This is a genomic window from Burkholderia sp. AU30198 (genome assembly GCF_020419825.1).
GTDB lineage: Bacteria > Pseudomonadota > Gammaproteobacteria > Burkholderiales > Burkholderiaceae > Burkholderia.
In genome coordinates this window covers 20,368-38,290 of the sequence record NZ_JAIZSA010000028.1, presented here as the reverse complement: position 1 = coordinate 38,290, position 17,923 = coordinate 20,368, and the positions used below count along the sequence as shown (strand labels likewise).

Below are 17,923 nucleotides of genomic sequence, written 5' to 3'. Positions count from 1 at the left end.
CGCGGCGCCCCCGGCGGCCGAACCAATATTTTGTGCTTTGCTTTTGCGTGGGCCGGCCATCCGTGGGACGGCCACCCGGGGACGGCCATCCGTGGACCGCGACCGCGAGCGGTCGCCCACGCCGGTCGCCCGCCCCGCGGTACCGGCGCGCGATGCGCCGCGAAACCGTAGAATGTGGGCTTCCCGTCAGCTTCACACGGAACCGGGGCCGGGCGCCGACGCGCCGGGCGCCCGGTCGTCAGGAGACGCCCGATGTCCGCTACGCCCGCCGGCGCGCTGCGCCCGGCTCCTCTCGCCGTTCCCGTGACGCGCCTCGCCGGCGCGCGTGCCCTCATCCGATGAAGATTCTGTTCCATTCCCCGCACCAGGAAGCAGGCGCGTGGCGCGACGAGATCGCGCATGCGCTGCCGGAAGCCCAACTGCGCGTGTGGCAGCCGGGCGACACGGCCGCCGCCGATTACGCGCTCGTCTGGCGCGCGCCGCGTGAATTCTTCAGCCCGCGCGACGGCCTGCGCGCGATCTTCAACCTCGGCGCCGGCGTCGACGCGCTGCTCGCGCTCGAGCACGCGCATCCGGGCACGCTGCCGCAGCATGTACCGCTCGTGCGGCTGGAAGATTCGGGCATGGCGCAGCAGATGGTCGAATACGTGACGCACGCGGTGCTGCGCTACCTGCGCCGTTTCGACGAATACGACGCGCTGCAGCGCGAGCGCCGCTGGCGGCCGCTCGAACCGCACGCGCGCGCAAGCTTCACCGTCGCCGTGCTCGGCCTCGGCGTGCTGGGCACGCAGGTCGCGCTCGCGCTCGCCGCGCTCGGCCTGCCCGTGCGCGGCTACAGCCGCAGCGCGAAGCAGCTCGACGGCGTCACGACCTTCGCCGGCGACGGCGCGTTCGATGCGTGCATCGACGGCGCGAAGGTGCTCGTCAACCTGCTGCCGAGCACCCCCGACACCGACGGCATCCTGTCGGCGCGCACGTTCGCGCGGCTCGCGCCCGGCGCGTATGTCGTCAACGTCGCGCGCGGCGCGCATCTCGTCGAAGCCGACCTGCTCGACGCGCTGTCGAGCGGCCAGGTCGCCGCCGCGACGCTCGACGTGTTCCATCGCGAGCCGTTGCCGGAAGACCATCCGTTCTGGCACGCGCCGCGCATCACGATCACGCCGCACAGCTCGGCCGAAACGCTGCGCGACGAAGCCGTCGCACAGATCGCCGGCAAGATCCTCGCGCTCGAGCGCGGCGAGCGCATCGGCGGCATCGTCGACTACGCACGCGGCTACTGAACCTACAAGCAAACCAGGAGACAACCATGACGTTCCCCACCGCCGTCAAGATCGTCGAAGTCGGCCCGCGCGACGGGCTGCAGAACGAGAAGACCTTCGTACCGACCGACGTGAAGATCGCGCTCGTCGACCGGCTGTCGCACGCCGGCTTTCGCAATGTCGAGGCCGCGTCGTTCGTGTCGCCGAAATGGGTGCCGCAGATGGCCGACGGCGCCGACGTGATGGCCGGCATCGAGCGTCGCGCGGGCACCGTGTATTCGGTGCTCACACCGAACCTGAAGGGCTTCGAGAATGCGGTCGCCGCGCGCGCCGACGAGGTCGTGATCTTCGGCGCGGCGAGCGAGGCGTTCTCGCAGCGGAACATCAACTGCAGCATCGCCGAGAGCATCGCGCGCTTCGAGCCCGTCGCGAAGGCCGCGAAGGATGCGGGCCTGCGGCTGCGCGGCAGCGTGTCGTGCACGCTCGGCTGCCCGTACCAGGGCGAGGTGCCGGTCGCATCGGTCGTCGACGTCGTCGAACGCTTCGCGGCACTCGGCTGCGACGAGATCGACATCGCCGACACGATCGGCGTCGGCACGCCGAAGCGCACGCGCGAAGTGCTGTCGGCCGTCACGCGCGTGTTCCCGCGCGAACGCCTGTCGGGCCACTTCCACGACACCTACGGCCAGGCGCTCGCGAACATCTACGCGGCGCTGTTCGAAGGGATCGAGATCTTCCACGCGTCGGTCGCGGGCCTCGGCGGCTGCCCGTACGCGAAGGGCGCGACCGGCAACGTCGCGACCGAGGACGTGCTGTACCTGATGCAGGGCCTCGGCATCGACACCGGCATCGATCTCGCGCAGGTCGTCGCCGCCGGCGACTTCATCTCGAACGCGATCGGCCGCACGAACGTGTCGCGCGCCGGTCGCGCACTGCTTGCCAAGGCGCAGAGCGCGGCGGACGCCGCGAACTGCGTGTGACCCCGGTATTCGCTGGATTCCTCAACATGACGACACCCGCTTCATTCGATTCCCTTCCCGATTCCGCACGACGCGTCGCGCTGCTGTTGCGCGAGCGCGGCCATGCGAAAGGCATCGTGATGCTCGCCGAAACCGGCAAGACTTCCGCCGAGGCCGCGGCCGGGCTCGGCTGCTCCGTCGCGCAGATCGCGAAGTCGATCCTGTTTCGCCGCCAGTCGGACGGCGCGCCGGTACTCGTGGTCGCGAGCGGCGTCAATCGCGTCGACGAGAAGAAGGTCGCCGCGCAGGTCGGCGCGGTCGGCCGCGCCGACGCGAAGTTCGTGCGCGACAACACCGGCTATGCGATCGGCGGCGTCTGCCCGATCGGCCATCTCGTCGACCCCGTCACGCTGATCGACGCCGACCTGCTCGAACTCGACAGCCTGTGGGCAGCCGCCGGCCATCCGCACGCGGTGTTCAACCTGTCGCCGAACGAACTCGTGTCGCTGACGGGCGCGCCGGTCGCGGACGTCGCGTTGCGGGAAACCGTATGAGCGACGTGCCGGTGATGGTGCCGGTCGGCACGGTCGCGTCGCCGTGCACCGACGTCTGCCGGATCGATCCGCGCACCGACTGGTGCGCGGGTTGCCTGCGCACGCGCGACGAAATCAAGGGATGGCGCACGTCGGACGACGATGCGCGACGCGCGCTGCTCGCGCGGCTCGATGCGCGGCGGCGGCTGATTGCGGGGAGCGGCGCATGAAGATCTTTGGGCGCGTTCGAGGATAAGCGGATGACCGGCGTTCGCGAACGGATCACCCGGCACCTCGCCGTTCTCGAAGGGCTCGACATCGGCGGCATCAATCGTGCAGCCGACATGCTGATGATCCAGTTCGGCCCGATGCGGCAAACCACCACGCGAAAGGGTACGGTGAAATGGGTGGGCGCCTGGGCGCTGCACGTTCAATGCGATTGGCAAATCCGGTCGGCAAGCGACATCGTCGCGACCCAGGACGATCTTTCCGGGTCCGACGACAAGGCACGCCACACCGTGGAGCGTCTCGATGCGTTATTGATCAAGCACGGCCCAATGACCGTTGCGCGTGCACTGGGCAGTGAATCGGGACAAGCATCGATTACGTTGTCCACCGGGCTGAGCCTCGTCGTCACGCCGACGGGCGCGGCACACGAAGAGGACTGGCGACTCTTTGCACCGAGCGTCGACGGTCCGCACTTCGTGATCGAGGGTGGCCGGATCGAGCCCGATTCGCCCGCATGAAACGGGCCGGCATCGAGCGGGCCGCTCAAGGCCGTTGCCCGAGCCACGCATAAAAAAAAGCCGTTCAGCCTGACAGGCGAACGGCATGAGATCGGAATCCTGTGAACGTGATCAACGTCACAGCCCGCATCATACGAGCGACGCGGCCGCATCGCATCGGGTGTTTCCCTACAACTTCTTACAGCGTCTTTGATGCGTGCGCGCGCGCCGCTTTCGCTCGCCAACTGCGCGCCATCCGCTCGCAATGCGCGTTCCTGACATTCGCATTCGACGCGCCGCGGCGATGCCCCGCGGCGGCGCCGAATCGTACGACCGTTTCAGTTGCCGACTGCCGCGCGACGCGCGGGCACGATACGCCAGCCAAGATTCACGCCGGCCGCCGCGAGCAGGATCAGCAGCGCGCCGACCACCTGCGTCCACGCGAGCGTCTGCCCGAACGCAACGTGATCGACGACGATCGCAACGACCGGATAGACGAACGACAGCGCACCGGTCATCGCGGTCGGCAGCTTCTGGATCGCGCCGTACAGCAGCACATACATCAGACCTGTGTTCACGACGCCGAGCACGACGAGGTCGAGCCACTGCCCGGCGGTCGCCGGCAGCGTGCCGAAGTGCGCGAACGGCGCGAGCAGCAGGACACCGAGGCCCGCCTGCAGCAGCGCGAGCAGATGCGGCGGCGTGCCCTTCAGGTGCTTCGTGACGATCGACGAGATCGCATACAGAAAGGCCGCCCCGAGCGACAGCGCGACGCCTTCCAGATATTCGCCCGGCACCGCGAGCACGGCCGGCTCGACGCGCACCACGGCGACGAGCCCGACGAAGGCGAGCGCGAGCCACGCAACCGTCGACGCGGTGATCCGCTCGCGGAACACGATCGCGCCGAGTGCGACGAGCATGAACGGCTGCGTGTTGTAGACGGCGGTCGCCATCGAGATCGAAGCGCGCGAATAGGCGGCGAACAGCAGCAGCCAGTTCGCGACGATCGCGACGCTGCCGAGCGTCGCCAGCGCGAGCATCCGCGGCGAGAACAGCGCGCGGCGCAGGAAGCCGAACGCCGCGCAGACGATCGCGAGCGTCGCGGCACCGAACAGGCAGCGGAAGAACACGACGTTCGTCAGCGGCTGCTGCGACGACATCACGAGCCAGCCGATCGTGCCGGACATCATCATCGCGACGATCATCTCGGCGGCGCCGCGGCGAATTTCATTCGAAGCCATCGTGAACTCCGTTCAGAAGAGTGGATGACTTCGATTCTAGAAACTTGCTTTCGCGACAACCACGGCTAAACTGAAGTGAATCAACCGATTTACCTTCGAAAGCAAAGCGATCATGCCGAAACGCCTTTCCCCGCCCGCTGTCGCATCGCTCGACGCGACCGACCGCGCGATCCTCGCGGCGCTGGCCGACGACGCGCGCATCGCGACCAGCGAACTCGCCCGGCAGATCGGGCTGTCGGCGCCCGCGACCGCCGACCGCGTGCGGAGGCTCGAAGCGCAAGGCGTGATTGCCGCGTTCACCGTCGAGCTCGACCCGCGCGCGCTCGGCTACACGCTGCAGGCGATCGTCCGCGTGAAGCCGCTGCCCGGCCAATTGCATCTCGTCGAAGAGATGCTGCGGCGGATTCCCGAATTCGTCGAATGCGACAAGGTCACCGGCGACGACTGCTTCATCTGCCGGCTCTACCTGCGCACGATCGCGCACCTCGACGACATCCTGTCGAAAGTGACGGAGCGCGCCGAGACGAGCACCGCGATCGTGAAATCGACACCCGTGCCGCGCCGCTTGCCGCCGCTCGTCGAAGACGACGGCGCGCACCGCTGAGCAGCAGGCGGCGGCGCGCGCCGCCCGCACGCGCGGTCATGCCGCCGGGTCGCGCGCCTCGAAGAACGCGAGCAGCTCGTCGATCAGCGCGACGGGCGCCTCTTCCGGAATGTAGTGCCCGCATTCGAGCGGGCGGCCGCTGACGTCGCGTGCGACACGACGCCATTCGTCGAGCGGATCGAAGCAGCGGCCGACGATCCCGTTCTCGCCCCACAGCACGCGCAGCGGGCACGCGACCTTGTTGCCGCGCTCGAGATCCGCACGGTCGTGCTCGAGATCGATCGTCGCGGACGCGCGGTAGTCCTCGCACATCGCATGCACGGCGCCCGGCTGCGCGAGCGCGGCCCGGTACGCGTCGAGCGCCTCGGGTGCGAACGGCGCGAGCCCGGCGGACCGGTTGCCCATCACGCGCTCGATGTACGCATCGGTATGCGCACCGACCAGCATCTCGGGCAGCGGCTCAGGCTGGATCAGGAAGAACCAGTGGAAATACGCGGTCGCGAACGCGCGATCGGTTTTCTCGTACATCGCGAGCGTCGGCGCGATGTCGAGCAGCATCATCCGCTCGACGGCGTCCGGATGATCCAGCGCGAGCCGGTGCGCGACCCGTGCGCCGCGATCGTGCGCGCACACGTGGAAATGCTCGAAGCCGAAATGTCGCATCACCGCGACCTGGTCGGCCGCCATCGCACGTTTCGAATACGGCGCATGCTGCGCGTCGCTCGGCGGCTTGCCCGATGCGCCGTAACCGCGCAGGTCGGTGGCGATCACCGTGAAATGATTCGCGAGCGTCGCAGCGACGCGATGCCAGATCATGTGGGTTTGCGGATGCCCGTGCAGCAACAGGAGCGGCGGACCCGCGCCACCTTTGACACCGAAGATGTCGGTGTCCTGCACCGTCACGCGAAACGGTGCAAACGCCTCAAACGACATGGTTTGTTTCTCGTTGGTTTGTTATGGCGGCTATTTTAGGAGCGCTTGTGCGTCTACACAGCGCGGTACCCCCCAGAATCTGTAGAAAGAGAACACTCACTCGATTGCCGCCACACCGCGCGGTTTGTTAAGCTCGCGTAGAATCGCACGATCGTTCGTATTAATAAGGACGACCTCGTTTCGCAGCTACACTCGAATCACCGTTCGACCGCAAAGCATGGCGTCGGCGCGACCGCGCGGCGCCCCTGGAGACTGGAGACATCACATGGCATTGCCCACCGTCCTGCAGAACCTGACGCTGCCCGTCATCGCGTCGCCGATGTTCATCGTCAGCTACCCCGAACTCGTGCTCGCGCAATGCAAGGCGGGCATCGTCGGTTCGTTCCCCGCGCTCAACGCCCGCCCGGCCGAAGTGCTCGACGAGTGGCTCACGCAGATCCAGTCCGAGCTCGCCGACCACCATGCAAAAAATCCCGACGCGGTGATCGGCCCGATCGCGGTCAACCAGATCGTCCACCAGTCGAATGCGCGGCTCGAGCACGACGTGCGCGTGTGCGTCGAGCACAAGGTGCCGATCTTCATCACGAGCCTGCGCGCACCGGCGCGCGAGATCGTCGACGCGGTGCACAGCTACGGCGGCATCGTGCTGCACGACGTGATCAACCTGCGTCACGCGCAGAAGGCGCTCGAAGCCGGCGTCGACGGGCTGATCCTCGTCGCGGCCGGCGCAGGCGGGCACGCGGGCACGACGTCACCGTTCGCGCTCGTCGGCGAAGTCCGCAAGATCTTCGACGGCCCGATCGTGCTGTCCGGGTCGATCGCGAACGGCGGCTCGATCCTCGCCGCACAGGCGATGGGCGCCGATTTCGCGTACATGGGCACGCGTTTCATCGCAACGCAGGAAGCGCACGCGGTCGACGACTACAAGCACGCGATCGTGAACGCGAAATCGTCGGACATCATCTACACGAACCTCTTCACCGGCGTGCACGGCAACTACATCCGCGAGAGCATCGAGAAGGCCGGCCTCGATCCGGAGGCACTGCCGGAATCCGACAAGACCAAGATGAATTTCGGCAGCGACAAGACGAAGGCATGGAAGGACATCTGGGGTGCCGGCCAGGGTGTCGGCCTGATGGACGACCTGCCGAGCGTGGGCGCGCTCGTCGAGCGCCTGAAGCGCGAGTACGACGACGCGAAGGCGCGGCTCGGCATTCCGCGCTGACGGATGCGGCGGCCATGACGGCCGCCACCGGCGCCCATACCGTCGGACAAAACAAAAAGCGCGAACCGCAGCGGTTCGCGCTTTTTCATTGCCCCGCCGCAGCGGGAAAGCCGGTTCAGACCGCGCGCTTCATCCGCGTCATCGGCAGCACACGCAGGCGCGATTCGATCGACGGGCACAGCGACTGCCCTTCGAAACGCGCCGCCAGGAAGTCGACGAACGAACGCACCTTCGCGGACACGTGACGACGGCTCGCGTAGACCGCATAGATCGGCGCCTCGTGCGGCGGCACCGCATCGAGCAGCACCGGCACGAGCCGGCCGGACTCGATGTCGTCTCCGACCACCTCGGTGCCGAGCAGCGCGATGCCCGCGCCCGCAAGCACGGCCGCACGCAGCCCTTCGAGGTGATTCACGATCAGGTTGCCGTTGAGGTTCACGCGCGATGCGGCGGCCGCGTCGATCACCAGCGAGTCGAGCATCGTCGAATTCGAGTCGCGGCGCAGGTAGTTGTGGTGCGCGAGATCGGCGATCGTCGTGGGCGTGCCGTGTTTCTCGAGATACTCGGGCGACGCGACCAGCAGGATGTGCGCGGTCGCGATCTGCCGCGCGACCAGCGACGACGATTTCAATCCGTTCGGCGCCGCGCGCACCGCGACGTCGTAGCCTTCCTCGATCAGGTCGACCACGCGATCGGACAGCGTCATGTCGACGGTCACGTCCGGGAACCGGCCCGCATAATCGGTGACGGCCTGCATCACGTGCCGCAGCCCGAACGCGGACAGCGACGTCACGCGAAGCCTGCCCTGCGGCACCACGCTTGCGGCGCCGACGGCCTGCCCGGCTTCGTCGAGTTCCGACAGCGCCTGCACAAGGCGCTCATAGTATTCGCGTCCCGCCTCGGTAGGCGCGACACGTCGTGTCGTGCGATGCAGCAGCCGCGCGCCGAGCTGTTGCTCGAGATGCATCACGTGCTTGCTCGCCATCGCAGCCGACATCTGCATGCGCTCGGCCGCGCCGACGAAGCTGCCCACTTCGACGACGTAGCGAAACACATTCATGCTGACGAGGGTATCCATCGAACTAGCTCGTAATGACGGGGGAATGATCCAATTACGAGATAGGGTAACAAAGGCGAGGAAACAGAAAGGTCAAGAAAGGCAAAACGGCGCCGCGGGTGGCGGCGCCGTTCTGGCGGAAAAACATGTAGCCCGGACGCGATTTTCGCGCGCGACCGGTGCACCGGTCGCGTGTGCGCGTCAGAACTTCGCGCGGATGCCGGCGCCGAACGTGTTGCCGGACGACAGGCCGCTGATGTGGTCGTTCATGTACGCAGCGTAGACGTCCGTGCGCTTGGACAGCGGATAGTCGTAGCCGACGGCCCAGGTCTGGCGCGTCTGGTCGAGGCCGCCCGCATCGCGCGAGTACGCGTACGACGCCATTGCGTTGCCCGCGCCGAGCGGCACCGACACGCCGCCCTGCGCGGTATTCACGTGCCAGCTGCCCGCGACCTGGTCATTCTTCGTATACATGTACTGGCCGAACAGCTTCACGTACTTCAGGTCGTAGGTCGCGCCGACTTGCGCGATGCCCTGGCTCTTCATGCCGGCCACCAGCGCGCTCAGGTCACGCGGGCCGTTGTTGAAGTTCACGTACTGGTAGACCGCGGTCGCCGCGAACGGGCCGTTCGCATAGTTGAACTGCGCGCTCCACTTCTTCGAGCCGTTGTCGCCGGCCTGGTTGCCGAGCGCGTACATCGCGCCGAAATTCAGGCCACCGAACGACGGCGACGTATACGACAGCGCGTTGTTCCAGCCCGAATCGCCGACGGCACCCTGGTCGCTCGGATAGGTCGGGAACGTGCCGAGGCCGAGGAACACGTGGTACACCATCGGCGAGAAGGTGTACGAGTCGTAGAACGGGTTGAACAGGATCGTCGACAGGAACAGGTGCGTCGTCAGGCGACCGGCCGTCACCGTGCCGTACGGCGAATCGATGCCGACGTACGCGTTGCGTGCGAAGAACGTGTCGCCCTGGAAGCGGCCGAACTGGCCGTTCTGCGCGCGGAAGAAGCTTTCCAGCGTGAAGATCGCCTTGTAGCCGTTGCCGAGATCCTCGGCGCCGTGCATGCCCCAGTACGACGTCGACATCCCGCCGCCGCTCACGTTCCACGCGCGGTTGCCGCCCGGGAACTTGGTTGCACCGACCCATTCGTCGACCTGACCGTAGAGCGACACGCTCGACTGTGCATGGACGGGAGCGGCAGCCGCCACGCAGGCGGCCGCGGCGATCAGCTTGACGGACGTGCGCGACGCACGGCGAGCGAATGCTTTCATTAGATCTCCAGAATTTGTCGAATTGTCGAGAAGTGGCGCGAGCGTTGTTTTTTTGAGCCGAGTGCTTGCGTCGTATGGGGCGCAGCCATCTTTACGGATCATTCGTCCGGTCAAAATTGCGCACACTTATTGCTGGTATAGCGGCAGCATTAACTTCACGGAACGGATACATGGCCGGATCCCCGTCGGCGGCCCGGCGCGAACGCGGTCGCAAGGCGGGCCGGCGGCGTGGCACACGCGAGCCGGGCGCGAAAGATAGCGCAATGCGGCGGGAAAATCAGCGGAAATCTGTGCGCGACTGTGGCGAATTCGCATCAGCCGGCGGAGGGGCGAGCGCGCGGGCGCTCAGTTTCGGTAGAACGGGGAGAAAAACGGTGAGTGCGCAGGCTCTTCCTGCGAGCGGGGCGGCGGCATCGGACGGCCACCGCGCTCCTCGTTGTAGCGCGCGACGTCGGCGCGGATCGAACCGGCGCGCAGCGGCACGTTGCCGCCGCCCGGCGGGCGCGGCATCTGGCGCGCGTCGGCGCTGATCGGGCGATACGGGCTTTGCGCGGCGTAATGGCCATACGACGGCGTCGGCCGCAGCCCCCAGCGGGAACCGTAGCCGCTCACGCCGCCGGCGCGTGCACCAGCGGGGGGCGGAACACGGCGCCAGACAGGCGCGCCGCCAGCCGGCTGACCGTACGCACGCATGTCGCCGCCACCGAAGCCGTGACCGCCGAACGCATGACCGCCGTGGGGTGGCTGCGCGAGCGCGAGCGGCATCAGCAGCGCGCCGAGCACGCCCGCCACCCATCGTCCGATCTTCCGTTTCACCCGTTCCGTCATCGTTCAGTGCCTGTCCACGCCCGCCGCCGGCTCCTTTCTGCCGACGCAAGGCTTTCAGCAGTAATTTATGGGTGGGCCGAAAGCGTGTCGAGCCAAAAAGTGTTATGTCGCCGGCATCGGTGTAACACCATGTTACTGCTAGGTTTTTTCACTTCCGGACGCGACCGGGACAGAACATTCTTCTGTCGTTTTGCGCATGGCCGGGCCGGTACCGTGGGCGTTGCCACATGAAATTGATTCATCAATCGATTCCCACAATGAATTTGTGTAGTGAATCGCCAACCGGGACAATGGCGCCATTCGCGCGCGCGACGCGCGCCTTCGTCGTTTCCGAGTCGAGTTCCTGATGGCCCGTCCCCGTTTTCTTCCCGACAACTTCACGCTCGCGCTCGTCGGCACCGTCGTGCTCGCGAGCCTCCTGCCGTGCCGCGGCCCGGCCGCCCACGCGTTCAACTGGGCGACCAACATCGCCGTCGGCCTGCTGTTCTTCCTGCACGGCGCGAAGCTGTCGCGCGAAGCCGTCGTCGCGGGCGCGACCCACTGGCGGCTGCACGCGGTCGTGCTGCTCAGCACGTTCGCGCTGTTCCCGCTGCTCGGCCTCGCGCTGAAACCCGTGCTGCAGCCGCTCGTCACGCCGACGCTGTATGCGGGCGTGCTGTTCCTGTGCACGCTGCCGTCGACGGTCCAGTCGTCGATCGCGTTCACGTCGATCGCGAAGGGCAACGTGCCGGCCGCCGTGTGCGCGGCATCCGCGTCGAGCCTGCTCGGCATCTTCGTCACGCCGGCGCTCGTCGGGCTGATGATCACGTCGCAGTCGGCGGCCGCCGCGTCGCCGTGGAGCACCGTCGGCAGCATCGTGATGCAGTTGCTCGTGCCGTTCATCGCCGGCCAGCTGCTGCGGCCCGTGATCGGCGGCTGGATCGACCGCAACCGCGGCGTGCTGCGCTTCGTCGACCAGGGCTCGATCCTGCTCGTCGTCTACGTCGCCTTCAGCGAGGCCGTCAACGAGGGCCTGTGGCACCAGATCCCGCCGCGCGCGCTCGGCGGCCTGCTCGTCGTCAACCTCGTGCTGCTCGCGATCGCGCTGTTGCTGACCGCGTTCGTCAGCAAGCGGCTCGGCTTCAACCGCGCCGACCAGATCACGATCATCTTCTGCGGGTCGAAGAAGAGCCTCGCGGCCGGTGTGCCGATGGCGAAGGTGATCTTCTCGGCGAACGCGGTCGGCGCGATCGTGCTGCCGCTGATGCTGTTCCACCAGATCCAGCTGATGGCGTGCGCGGCGCTCGCGCAGCGCTGGGGGGCGCGCGACATGAGCGGCGAGCACGACGAGGGCGACGCGGCGCCGGCGCCGGGTGCGCTGAGCGCGGGCAAGCGCTGACGGTCGGGGCGGCGGGAGGGCCCTGGGTGGCGCCTTTCCGCCTTTCCGCCTTTCCGCCTTTCCGCCTTTCCGCCTTTCCGCCTTTCCGCCTTTCCGCCTTTCCGCCTTTCCGCCTTCCGCCTTCCGCCTTCCGCCTTCCGCCTTCCGCCTTCCGCCTTCCGCCTTCCGCCTTCCGCCTTCCGCCTTCCGCCTTCCGCCTTCCGCCTTCCGCCCTTCCGCCCTTCCGCCTTCCCGTCCTTCCCGTCCTTCCCGTCCTTCCCGTCCTTCCCGTCCTTCCCGTCCTTCCCGTCCTTCCCGCGCACCGCCGTACCGCCGCACCCCCTTCCAACTGCGCACCGACGCGATGCACCAGTAACGCCCATCGCGTCACGAAATCTTCATTCAATTCTCCGCGAGCGGCGCCGTTATGTCGGGCGTCCTGTCGATTCGGCTGCCCTCGCCCATGCCCGCGCCACACTCCGACTCCGCTGCCGTCAGCATCACGCGCCTGATCGCGGATCGTGCGCTCGCCGCCGTCTTCCAGCCGATCGTCGATCTCGGGTCGGGGACGATCGTCGGATATGAGGGCCTGATACGCGGCCCGCGCGGCACCGACCTCGAGCCGCCCGCCGCGCTGTTCGCGCTGGCCGCGCGCGAAGGCGAGACCATCGCGCTCGAACAGGCGGCCGCGCTCACCTGCCTCGACGCGTTCGCGGCACTCGGCTGCGACGGCAAGCTGTTCCTCAACTTCAGCGCCGGGACGATCCTGAAGCTCGCCAGCGAACGCGAGCGTGCGCGCCAGCTCCTCGTCCGCGCGCGGGTCGGCGCCGAACGCATCGTGATCGAGCTGACCGAGCAGAACGCTACGACGGACGTCGCCGACATCGGGCCGGCCGTTGCATCGCTGCGCGACGCCGGCATCCAGTTCGCGCTCGACGACTACGGCACCGCGAACGCGAGCATGAACCTGTGGCTGCGCCTGCATCCGGACGTCGTGAAGATCGACCGATTCTTCATCCACGACATCGCCCGCGACCCGCTGAAGTTCGAGGCCGTGAAGGCGATGCAGCACTTCGCGCAGGCGAGCGGCGCGCAACTGATCGCGGAAGGCATCGAGAACGAATGCGACCTGATCGTCGTGCGCGACATGGGCATCTGCTGCGTGCAGGGCTTCCTGCTCGGCCGGCCGAACGCGCAGCCGTCGCGGGTCGTCGCGCCGGCGGCGCGCGACGCGATCCGCGCGCCGCACATCGCGGTGTTTCCCGGCGCGACGCGCTCGGTGCGGCCGGCCGGCACGATCGCCGGGAAAATGCTGGTGCCGGCGCCGGCACTGCCGCGCGACGCGACCAGCAACGACGTGCTCGACCTGTTCAACCGGATGCCCGACCTGCACGCGGTCGCGCTCGTCGAACGCGGGCGGCCCATCGCGCTCGTGAATCGCCGCGGCTTCATCGACCGCTTCGCGCTGCCGTACCACCGCGAGGTATTCGGCAAGAAACCGTGCCTGCAGTTCGCGAACGACGCGCCGCTGATGATCGACAACGCGACGACCTTCGAGCAGCTCGCGATGCTGCTTGCGAGCCACGACCAGCGCTATCTCGCGGACGGCTTCGTGATCACCGAACACGGCCGCTACGTCGGGCTCGGCACCGGCGAGAGCCTCGTGCGCGCGGTGACCGAGATGCGCATCGAAGCCGCGCGCTACGCGAATCCGCTGACCTTCCTGCCCGGCAACATCCCGATCAGCGCGCACATCGACCGCCTGCTCCAGCGCGACGCCGGCTTTCATGCGTGCTACGTCGACCTGAACCAGTTCAAGCCGTTCAACGACCAGTACGGCTACTGGCAGGGCGACGAAGTGCTGAAGTTCGCGGCGACGGTGCTGGCCGGGGTGTGCGACCCGCAGCGCGACTTTCTCGGGCACGTCGGCGGCGACGATTTCCTCGTGCTGTTCCAGCGCGCCGACTGGCGCGAGCGCGCCACCGACGCGATCGCCCGCTTCAACGACGGCGCGCAGCTCTTCTACACGCAGGCCGACCGGCAGGCGGGCGGGCTGCACGGCGAGGACCGCCACGGCAACCCGGCGTTCTTCGGCTTCGTGACGATGGCGATCGGCGCGGTCGGCGTGCCGGCCGGCGCGCATGGCGCGAAGCGGTACGGCAGCGACGAGATCGCATCGGTCGCCGCGCTCGCGAAGCGGCGCGCGAAACAGCAGCCGGACGGGCTCGCGGTGGTCGATCTCGATGCGGGCCGCGCCGCGCTGCGCCATCGCGGCGAACCGCCGGCCGTGGCAATACGCTGAACGGCGGGCGGCCACCGTTCGCAGACACGGCGGCGCCCGGTGCGGCGGTGGCACGCATTCGCCCGCCCGCCAGCCGGACCGTTAGTTGCACACTGCCTTCCCGGCGCCCCGCGGAGGCAATCGGGCACTGCTCGCGCGAATACGTGAAGCCAACCTGCTTGCCCCCATTTCCCGCTCACCAGGCACCTGCACGCCCACCTTGCCTTTTTCACGTTTTGTTTAGTATTTTTAGTAACGGTGTTTTCGCAGATTAGCGCTTAAAAACCGGGAATTCGCGGGTATTCCCCGGCTATCCGGCCCGAATTCCGCGAGAAGTTTTACTATACAATCGCTTTCACCCTAAACAAACCGGACCCCGAACGAACGATGGGTACGACCATTCGCGATGTGGCGCGGGCGGCAGAGGTCTCGATCGGCACCGTCTCCCGCGCGCTGAAAAACCAGCCGGGCCTGTCCGAAGCCACACGTGCGCGCATCGTCGAGATCGCGCAACAGCTCGGCTACGATCCCGCGCAGCTGCGGCCGCGCATCCGCCGGCTCACCTTCCTCCTGCACCGCCAGCACAACCGCTTTCCGGCCAGCCCGTTCTTCTCGCACGTGCTGCACGGCGTCGAGGACGCGTGCCGCGAGCGCGGCATCGTGCCGACGCTGCTCACGGTCGGGCCGAACGACGACGTGCTGCGCCAGATGCGCCCGCACGCGCCCGACGCGATCGCGGTGGCCGGCTTCATCGAGCCTGAGACGATCGAGGCGCTCGCCGCGACCGGCCGGCCGCTGGTGCTGATCGACCTGTGGGCGCCCGGGCTGCGCTCGGTCAACATCGACAACGCGACGGGCGCGGCACTCGCGATGCGCCACCTGCTCGCCACCGGCCGCACGCGTATCGCGTTCATCGGCGGCTCGCCCGCGCACTACAGCATCGCGCAGCGCGCGATCGGCTACCGGCGCGCGTTCTTCGAGGCCGGGCGGCTGTTCGATCCCGCGTACGAAGTGACGATCGACGCGGGGCTCGATCCCGACACGGGCGCCGCGCGTGCGATGGAGCAGCTGCTCGACGCGCCGGGCCCGCGCCCGGAAGCCGTGTTCGCGTACAACGATGCGGCCGCGCTCGCCGCGCAGCGCGTCTGCATCGCGCGCGGGCTGCGCATTCCCGACGACATCGCGATCGTCGGCTTCGACAACATCCCGGCCGCCGCGCACGCGAACCCGCCGCTCACGACGCTCGCGGTCGACAAGGAGGCGCTCGGCCGCCGCGGCGTCGAGCTGCTGCTCGCGGAAGCGCCCGAGCGCACCGAGATTTCCCTGCCCGTCGAGCTGATCGTGCGGGCCAGCAGCCAGCCCGCCGGCTCCCCGGCACTCGATACCGCCACGGTCACCGAATCATCATGAACATGCCCCCGGTCCAACCCTGCACGGCCGCGCCGGCCGCCCACACGCAAGCCGCGCCGTTCGTCGCGAGTTTCCGCGATCCGTCGTTCCTGCTGTCGCACATCGAGGACACGCTGCGCTTCTACGCAACGAACGCGTTCGACCCGACGGGCGGCTTCTACCACTACTTCCGCGACGACGGCAGCATCTACAACCGCACGTCGCGCCACCTCGTCAGCAGTTGCCGGTTCGTCTTCAACTATGCGATGGCGTACCGGCATTTCGGCGATCCGCGCCACCTGGAATACGCGCGCCACGGGCTGCGCTTCCTGCGCGACGCGCACTGGGACGACGAGCTGCAGGGCTACGACTGGGAACTCGACTGGCGCGACGGCGCGAAGCGCGCGACGCTCGACGGCACGCGCCACTGCTACGGGCTCGCGTTCGTGCTGCTCGCGGCCGCGCACGCGACGATGGCCGGCATCGACGAGGCGCGCCCGCTGATCGCGGCGACCTACGAGCTCGCCGAGCACCGCTTCTGGGATGCGGCCGCGGGCCTCTACGCGGACGACGCGACGCCGAACTGGATCGTGTCGTCGTACCGCGGCCAGAACGCCAACATGCACATGACGGAGGCGCTGCTCGCCGCGTATGAGGCGACCGGCCACCTCACGTACCTCGATCGGGCGGAGAAGCTCGCGTCCCACGTCACGCAGCGCCAGGCCGCGCTGTCGGGCGGGCTCGTGTGGGAGCACTACCATGCGGACTGGTCGGTCGACTGGGATTACAACAAGGAAGACAGCTCGAACATCTTCCGGCCGTGGGGCTTCCAGCCCGGGCACCAGACCGAATGGGCGAAGCTGCTGCTGATCCTCGAGCGGCACCGCCCGCTCGACTGGCTCGTGCCGCGCGCGGCCGAGCTGTTCGACGCCGCGCTCACGCACGCGTGGGACGCCGATCACGGCGGGCTGTACTACGGCTTCGGCCCCGACTTCACGATCTGCGATCACAACAAGTATTTCTGGGTGCAGGCGGAAACCTTCGCGGCGGCCGCGATGCTCGGCGCGCGCACCGGCAGCGAGCGCTTCTGGGACTGGTACGACGAGATCTGGCGCTATAGCTGGGCGCACTTCGTCGATCACCGCTACGGCGCGTGGTACCGCATCCTCACCTGCGACAACCGCAAGTACAGCGACGAGAAGAGCCCGGCCGGCAAGACCGACTATCACACGATGGGCGCGTGCTACGACGTGCTCGCCACCCTCGCCCGCGCGCAGCGCAGCGAGCCGACGCAATGAGTGGCGGCACGTTTCCGGCTTTCGTGTCGGCGGGCGACATCCTGACCGACATGGTGCGCGCGGGCGACGCGCAATGGACGTCGGTGCCGGGCGGCGCCGGCTGGAACGTCGCGCGCGCGGTCGCGCGGCTCGGCGTGCCGAGCGCGCTCGCCGGCGCGATCGGCGAGGACTGCTTCTCCGACGTGCTGTGGCACACGAGCGAAGCAGCCGGGCTCGACCTGCGCTTCCTGCAGCGCGTCGCACGGCCGCCGCTGCTCGCGATCGTCCACGAGACCCGCCCGCCCGCGTACTTCTTCATCGGCGAAGCGAGCGCCGACCTCGCGTTCGATCCGGCGCGGCTGCCGGCCGGCTGGACCGACCACGTGCAATGGGCGCATTTCGGCTGCATCAGCCTCGTGCGCGAACCGCTCGCCGGCACGCTGGCCGCGCTCGCGGCCGACCTGCATGCGCGCGGCGTGAAGATCAGCTTCGACCCGAACGTCCGGAACCTGATGACGGCCGCGTACCGGCCGACGCTCGCGAAGATGGCCGCGCTCGCCGACCTGATCAAGGTGTCCGACGAGGACCTGCGGCACCTGTTCGGCGACGACGGCCCCGACGCGATCACCGCCGTACGCGCGCTGAACCCGCGCGCGGCCGTGCTCGTCACGCGCGGCGCGCAGGCGGCGACGCTCTACGCGGACGGCGACGTGCATGAAGCCAGCCCGCCGCGCGTCGAGGTGGCCGACACCGTCGGCGCGGGCGACGCGTCGATCGGCGGCATGCTGTTCAGCCTGATGGCCGCGCCGCAGCGATCGTGGCGCGAGCATCTCGTGTTCGCGCTGGCGGCGGGCGCCGCGGCGTGCCGGCATACGGGCGCGCATGCGCCGACGCTCGACGAGGTCGTCGCGCTGATCGAACGATGACGGGAAGGACGGTGACCGGGTACCGCCACCGGCCCCCGTTCGGTCACCGAT

17 protein-coding genes are annotated in these 17,923 nt (G+C 68.2%); 12 read left to right on the top strand and 5 right to left on the bottom strand.

Translation table 11 applies throughout. From position 1 onward, the window contains the following. Window positions 1–338: 338 nt before the first annotated feature. The 5 genes from LGN19_RS36940 to LGN19_RS36920 are packed head-to-tail and all read left to right on the top strand — an operon-like array spanning window position 339 to window position 3,497. Entirely contained in the window at window positions 339–1,280 is a 942-nt protein-coding gene (locus LGN19_RS36940) for a 2-hydroxyacid dehydrogenase (RefSeq protein WP_226219956.1), read from the top strand. Window positions 1,281–1,306: 26 nt separating this feature from the next. Beyond that, window positions 1,307–2,239, top strand: coding sequence for a hydroxymethylglutaryl-CoA lyase (locus LGN19_RS36935; RefSeq protein ID WP_122946413.1), 933 nt, complete (start codon window positions 1,307–1,309; stop codon window positions 2,237–2,239). 26 nt (window positions 2,240–2,265) lie between these two features. Then, window positions 2,266–2,772 carry a YbaK/EbsC family protein gene (locus tag LGN19_RS36930; RefSeq protein WP_175223637.1) on the top strand — a complete coding sequence of 169 codons (507 nt, stop codon included), beginning with the start codon at window positions 2,266–2,268 and terminating at the stop codon, window positions 2,770–2,772. Next, window positions 2,769–2,981 carry a DUF1289 domain-containing protein gene (locus tag LGN19_RS36925; RefSeq protein ID WP_175223638.1) on the top strand — a complete coding sequence of 71 codons (213 nt, stop codon included), beginning with the start codon at window positions 2,769–2,771 and terminating at the stop codon, window positions 2,979–2,981. Before LGN19_RS36930 ends, LGN19_RS36925 begins: the two co-directional genes overlap by 4 nt. 30 nt (window positions 2,982–3,011) lie before the next feature. Continuing rightward, entirely contained in the window at window positions 3,012–3,497 is a 486-nt protein-coding gene (locus LGN19_RS36920; protein WP_226219955.1) for a hypothetical protein, read from the top strand. 317 nt (window positions 3,498–3,814) lie between these two features. Here LGN19_RS36920 and LGN19_RS36915 read toward each other — a convergent pair whose 3' ends face one another. Then, window positions 3,815–4,717: a DMT family transporter gene (locus LGN19_RS36915; protein WP_122946416.1), complete on the bottom strand. Its 903-nt coding sequence runs from the start codon at window positions 4,715–4,717 to the stop codon at window positions 3,815–3,817. 112 nt (window positions 4,718–4,829) lie between these two features. On the opposite strand from LGN19_RS36915, the gene LGN19_RS36910 reads away from it, so the two are divergent. Further along, window positions 4,830–5,321 carry an Lrp/AsnC family transcriptional regulator gene (locus LGN19_RS36910; RefSeq protein ID WP_011353413.1) on the top strand — a complete coding sequence of 164 codons (492 nt, stop codon included), beginning with the start codon at window positions 4,830–4,832 and terminating at the stop codon, window positions 5,319–5,321. A gap of 36 nt (window positions 5,322–5,357) precedes the next feature. Here the strand turns inward: LGN19_RS36910 and LGN19_RS36905 are convergent, their stop codons facing one another. Beyond that, the gene (locus LGN19_RS36905; protein WP_174961763.1) at window positions 5,358–6,254 is read right to left on the bottom strand and encodes an alpha/beta fold hydrolase; all 897 of its coding nucleotides are present in this window, start codon (window positions 6,252–6,254) and stop codon (window positions 5,358–5,360) included. A 265-nt stretch (window positions 6,255–6,519) separates the two neighbouring features. On the opposite strand from LGN19_RS36905, the gene LGN19_RS36900 reads away from it, so the two are divergent. After that, window positions 6,520–7,479: an NAD(P)H-dependent flavin oxidoreductase gene (locus tag LGN19_RS36900; protein WP_226219954.1), complete on the top strand. Its 960-nt coding sequence runs from the start codon at window positions 6,520–6,522 to the stop codon at window positions 7,477–7,479. Between the two features lie 115 nt (window positions 7,480–7,594). On the opposite strand, the gene LGN19_RS36895 is transcribed toward LGN19_RS36900, so the two are convergent. From LGN19_RS36895 to LGN19_RS36885, 3 genes are all read right to left on the bottom strand, one after another. Continuing rightward, on the bottom strand, window positions 7,595–8,557 hold the full coding sequence (locus LGN19_RS36895; protein ID WP_122946420.1) for a LysR family transcriptional regulator: 963 nt from the start codon (window positions 8,555–8,557) through the stop codon (window positions 7,595–7,597). A gap of 180 nt (window positions 8,558–8,737) precedes the next feature. Beyond that, a complete protein-coding gene (locus LGN19_RS36890) occupies window positions 8,738–9,814 on the bottom strand; it encodes a porin (RefSeq protein ID WP_122946421.1) in 1,077 nt (358 codons plus the stop codon). Window positions 9,815–10,159: 345 nt separating this feature from the next. Beyond that, window positions 10,160–10,642, bottom strand: coding sequence for a peptide-binding protein (locus LGN19_RS36885; RefSeq protein WP_122946422.1), 483 nt, complete (start codon window positions 10,640–10,642; stop codon window positions 10,160–10,162). A 346-nt stretch (window positions 10,643–10,988) separates the two neighbouring features. Between LGN19_RS36885 and LGN19_RS36880 the strand changes: the two genes are divergently transcribed. The 5 genes from LGN19_RS36880 to LGN19_RS36860 all read left to right on the top strand — a co-directional run bounded on the left by LGN19_RS36880 (window position 10,989) and on the right by LGN19_RS36860 (window position 17,872). Beyond that, on the top strand, window positions 10,989–12,020 hold the full coding sequence (locus LGN19_RS36880) for a bile acid:sodium symporter family protein (RefSeq protein WP_122946423.1): 1,032 nt from the start codon (window positions 10,989–10,991) through the stop codon (window positions 12,018–12,020). Window positions 12,021–12,462: 442 nt separating this feature from the next. Next, window positions 12,463–14,301, top strand: coding sequence for an EAL domain-containing protein (locus LGN19_RS36875; RefSeq protein WP_226219953.1), 1,839 nt, complete (start codon window positions 12,463–12,465; stop codon window positions 14,299–14,301). A gap of 366 nt (window positions 14,302–14,667) precedes the next feature. Beyond that, the gene (locus LGN19_RS36870) at window positions 14,668–15,690 is read left to right on the top strand and encodes a LacI family DNA-binding transcriptional regulator (RefSeq protein WP_122946424.1); all 1,023 of its coding nucleotides are present in this window, start codon (window positions 14,668–14,670) and stop codon (window positions 15,688–15,690) included. Continuing rightward, complete coding sequence (locus LGN19_RS36865) at window positions 15,687–16,967, top strand: AGE family epimerase/isomerase (RefSeq protein ID WP_174961767.1); 1,281 nt, start codon at window positions 15,687–15,689, stop codon at window positions 16,965–16,967. Before LGN19_RS36870 ends, LGN19_RS36865 begins: the two co-directional genes overlap by 4 nt. Further along, complete coding sequence (locus LGN19_RS36860) at window positions 16,964–17,872, top strand: carbohydrate kinase family protein (protein ID WP_226219952.1); 909 nt, start codon at window positions 16,964–16,966, stop codon at window positions 17,870–17,872. Before LGN19_RS36865 ends, LGN19_RS36860 begins: the two co-directional genes overlap by 4 nt. Window positions 17,873–17,923 lie beyond the last annotated feature (51 nt).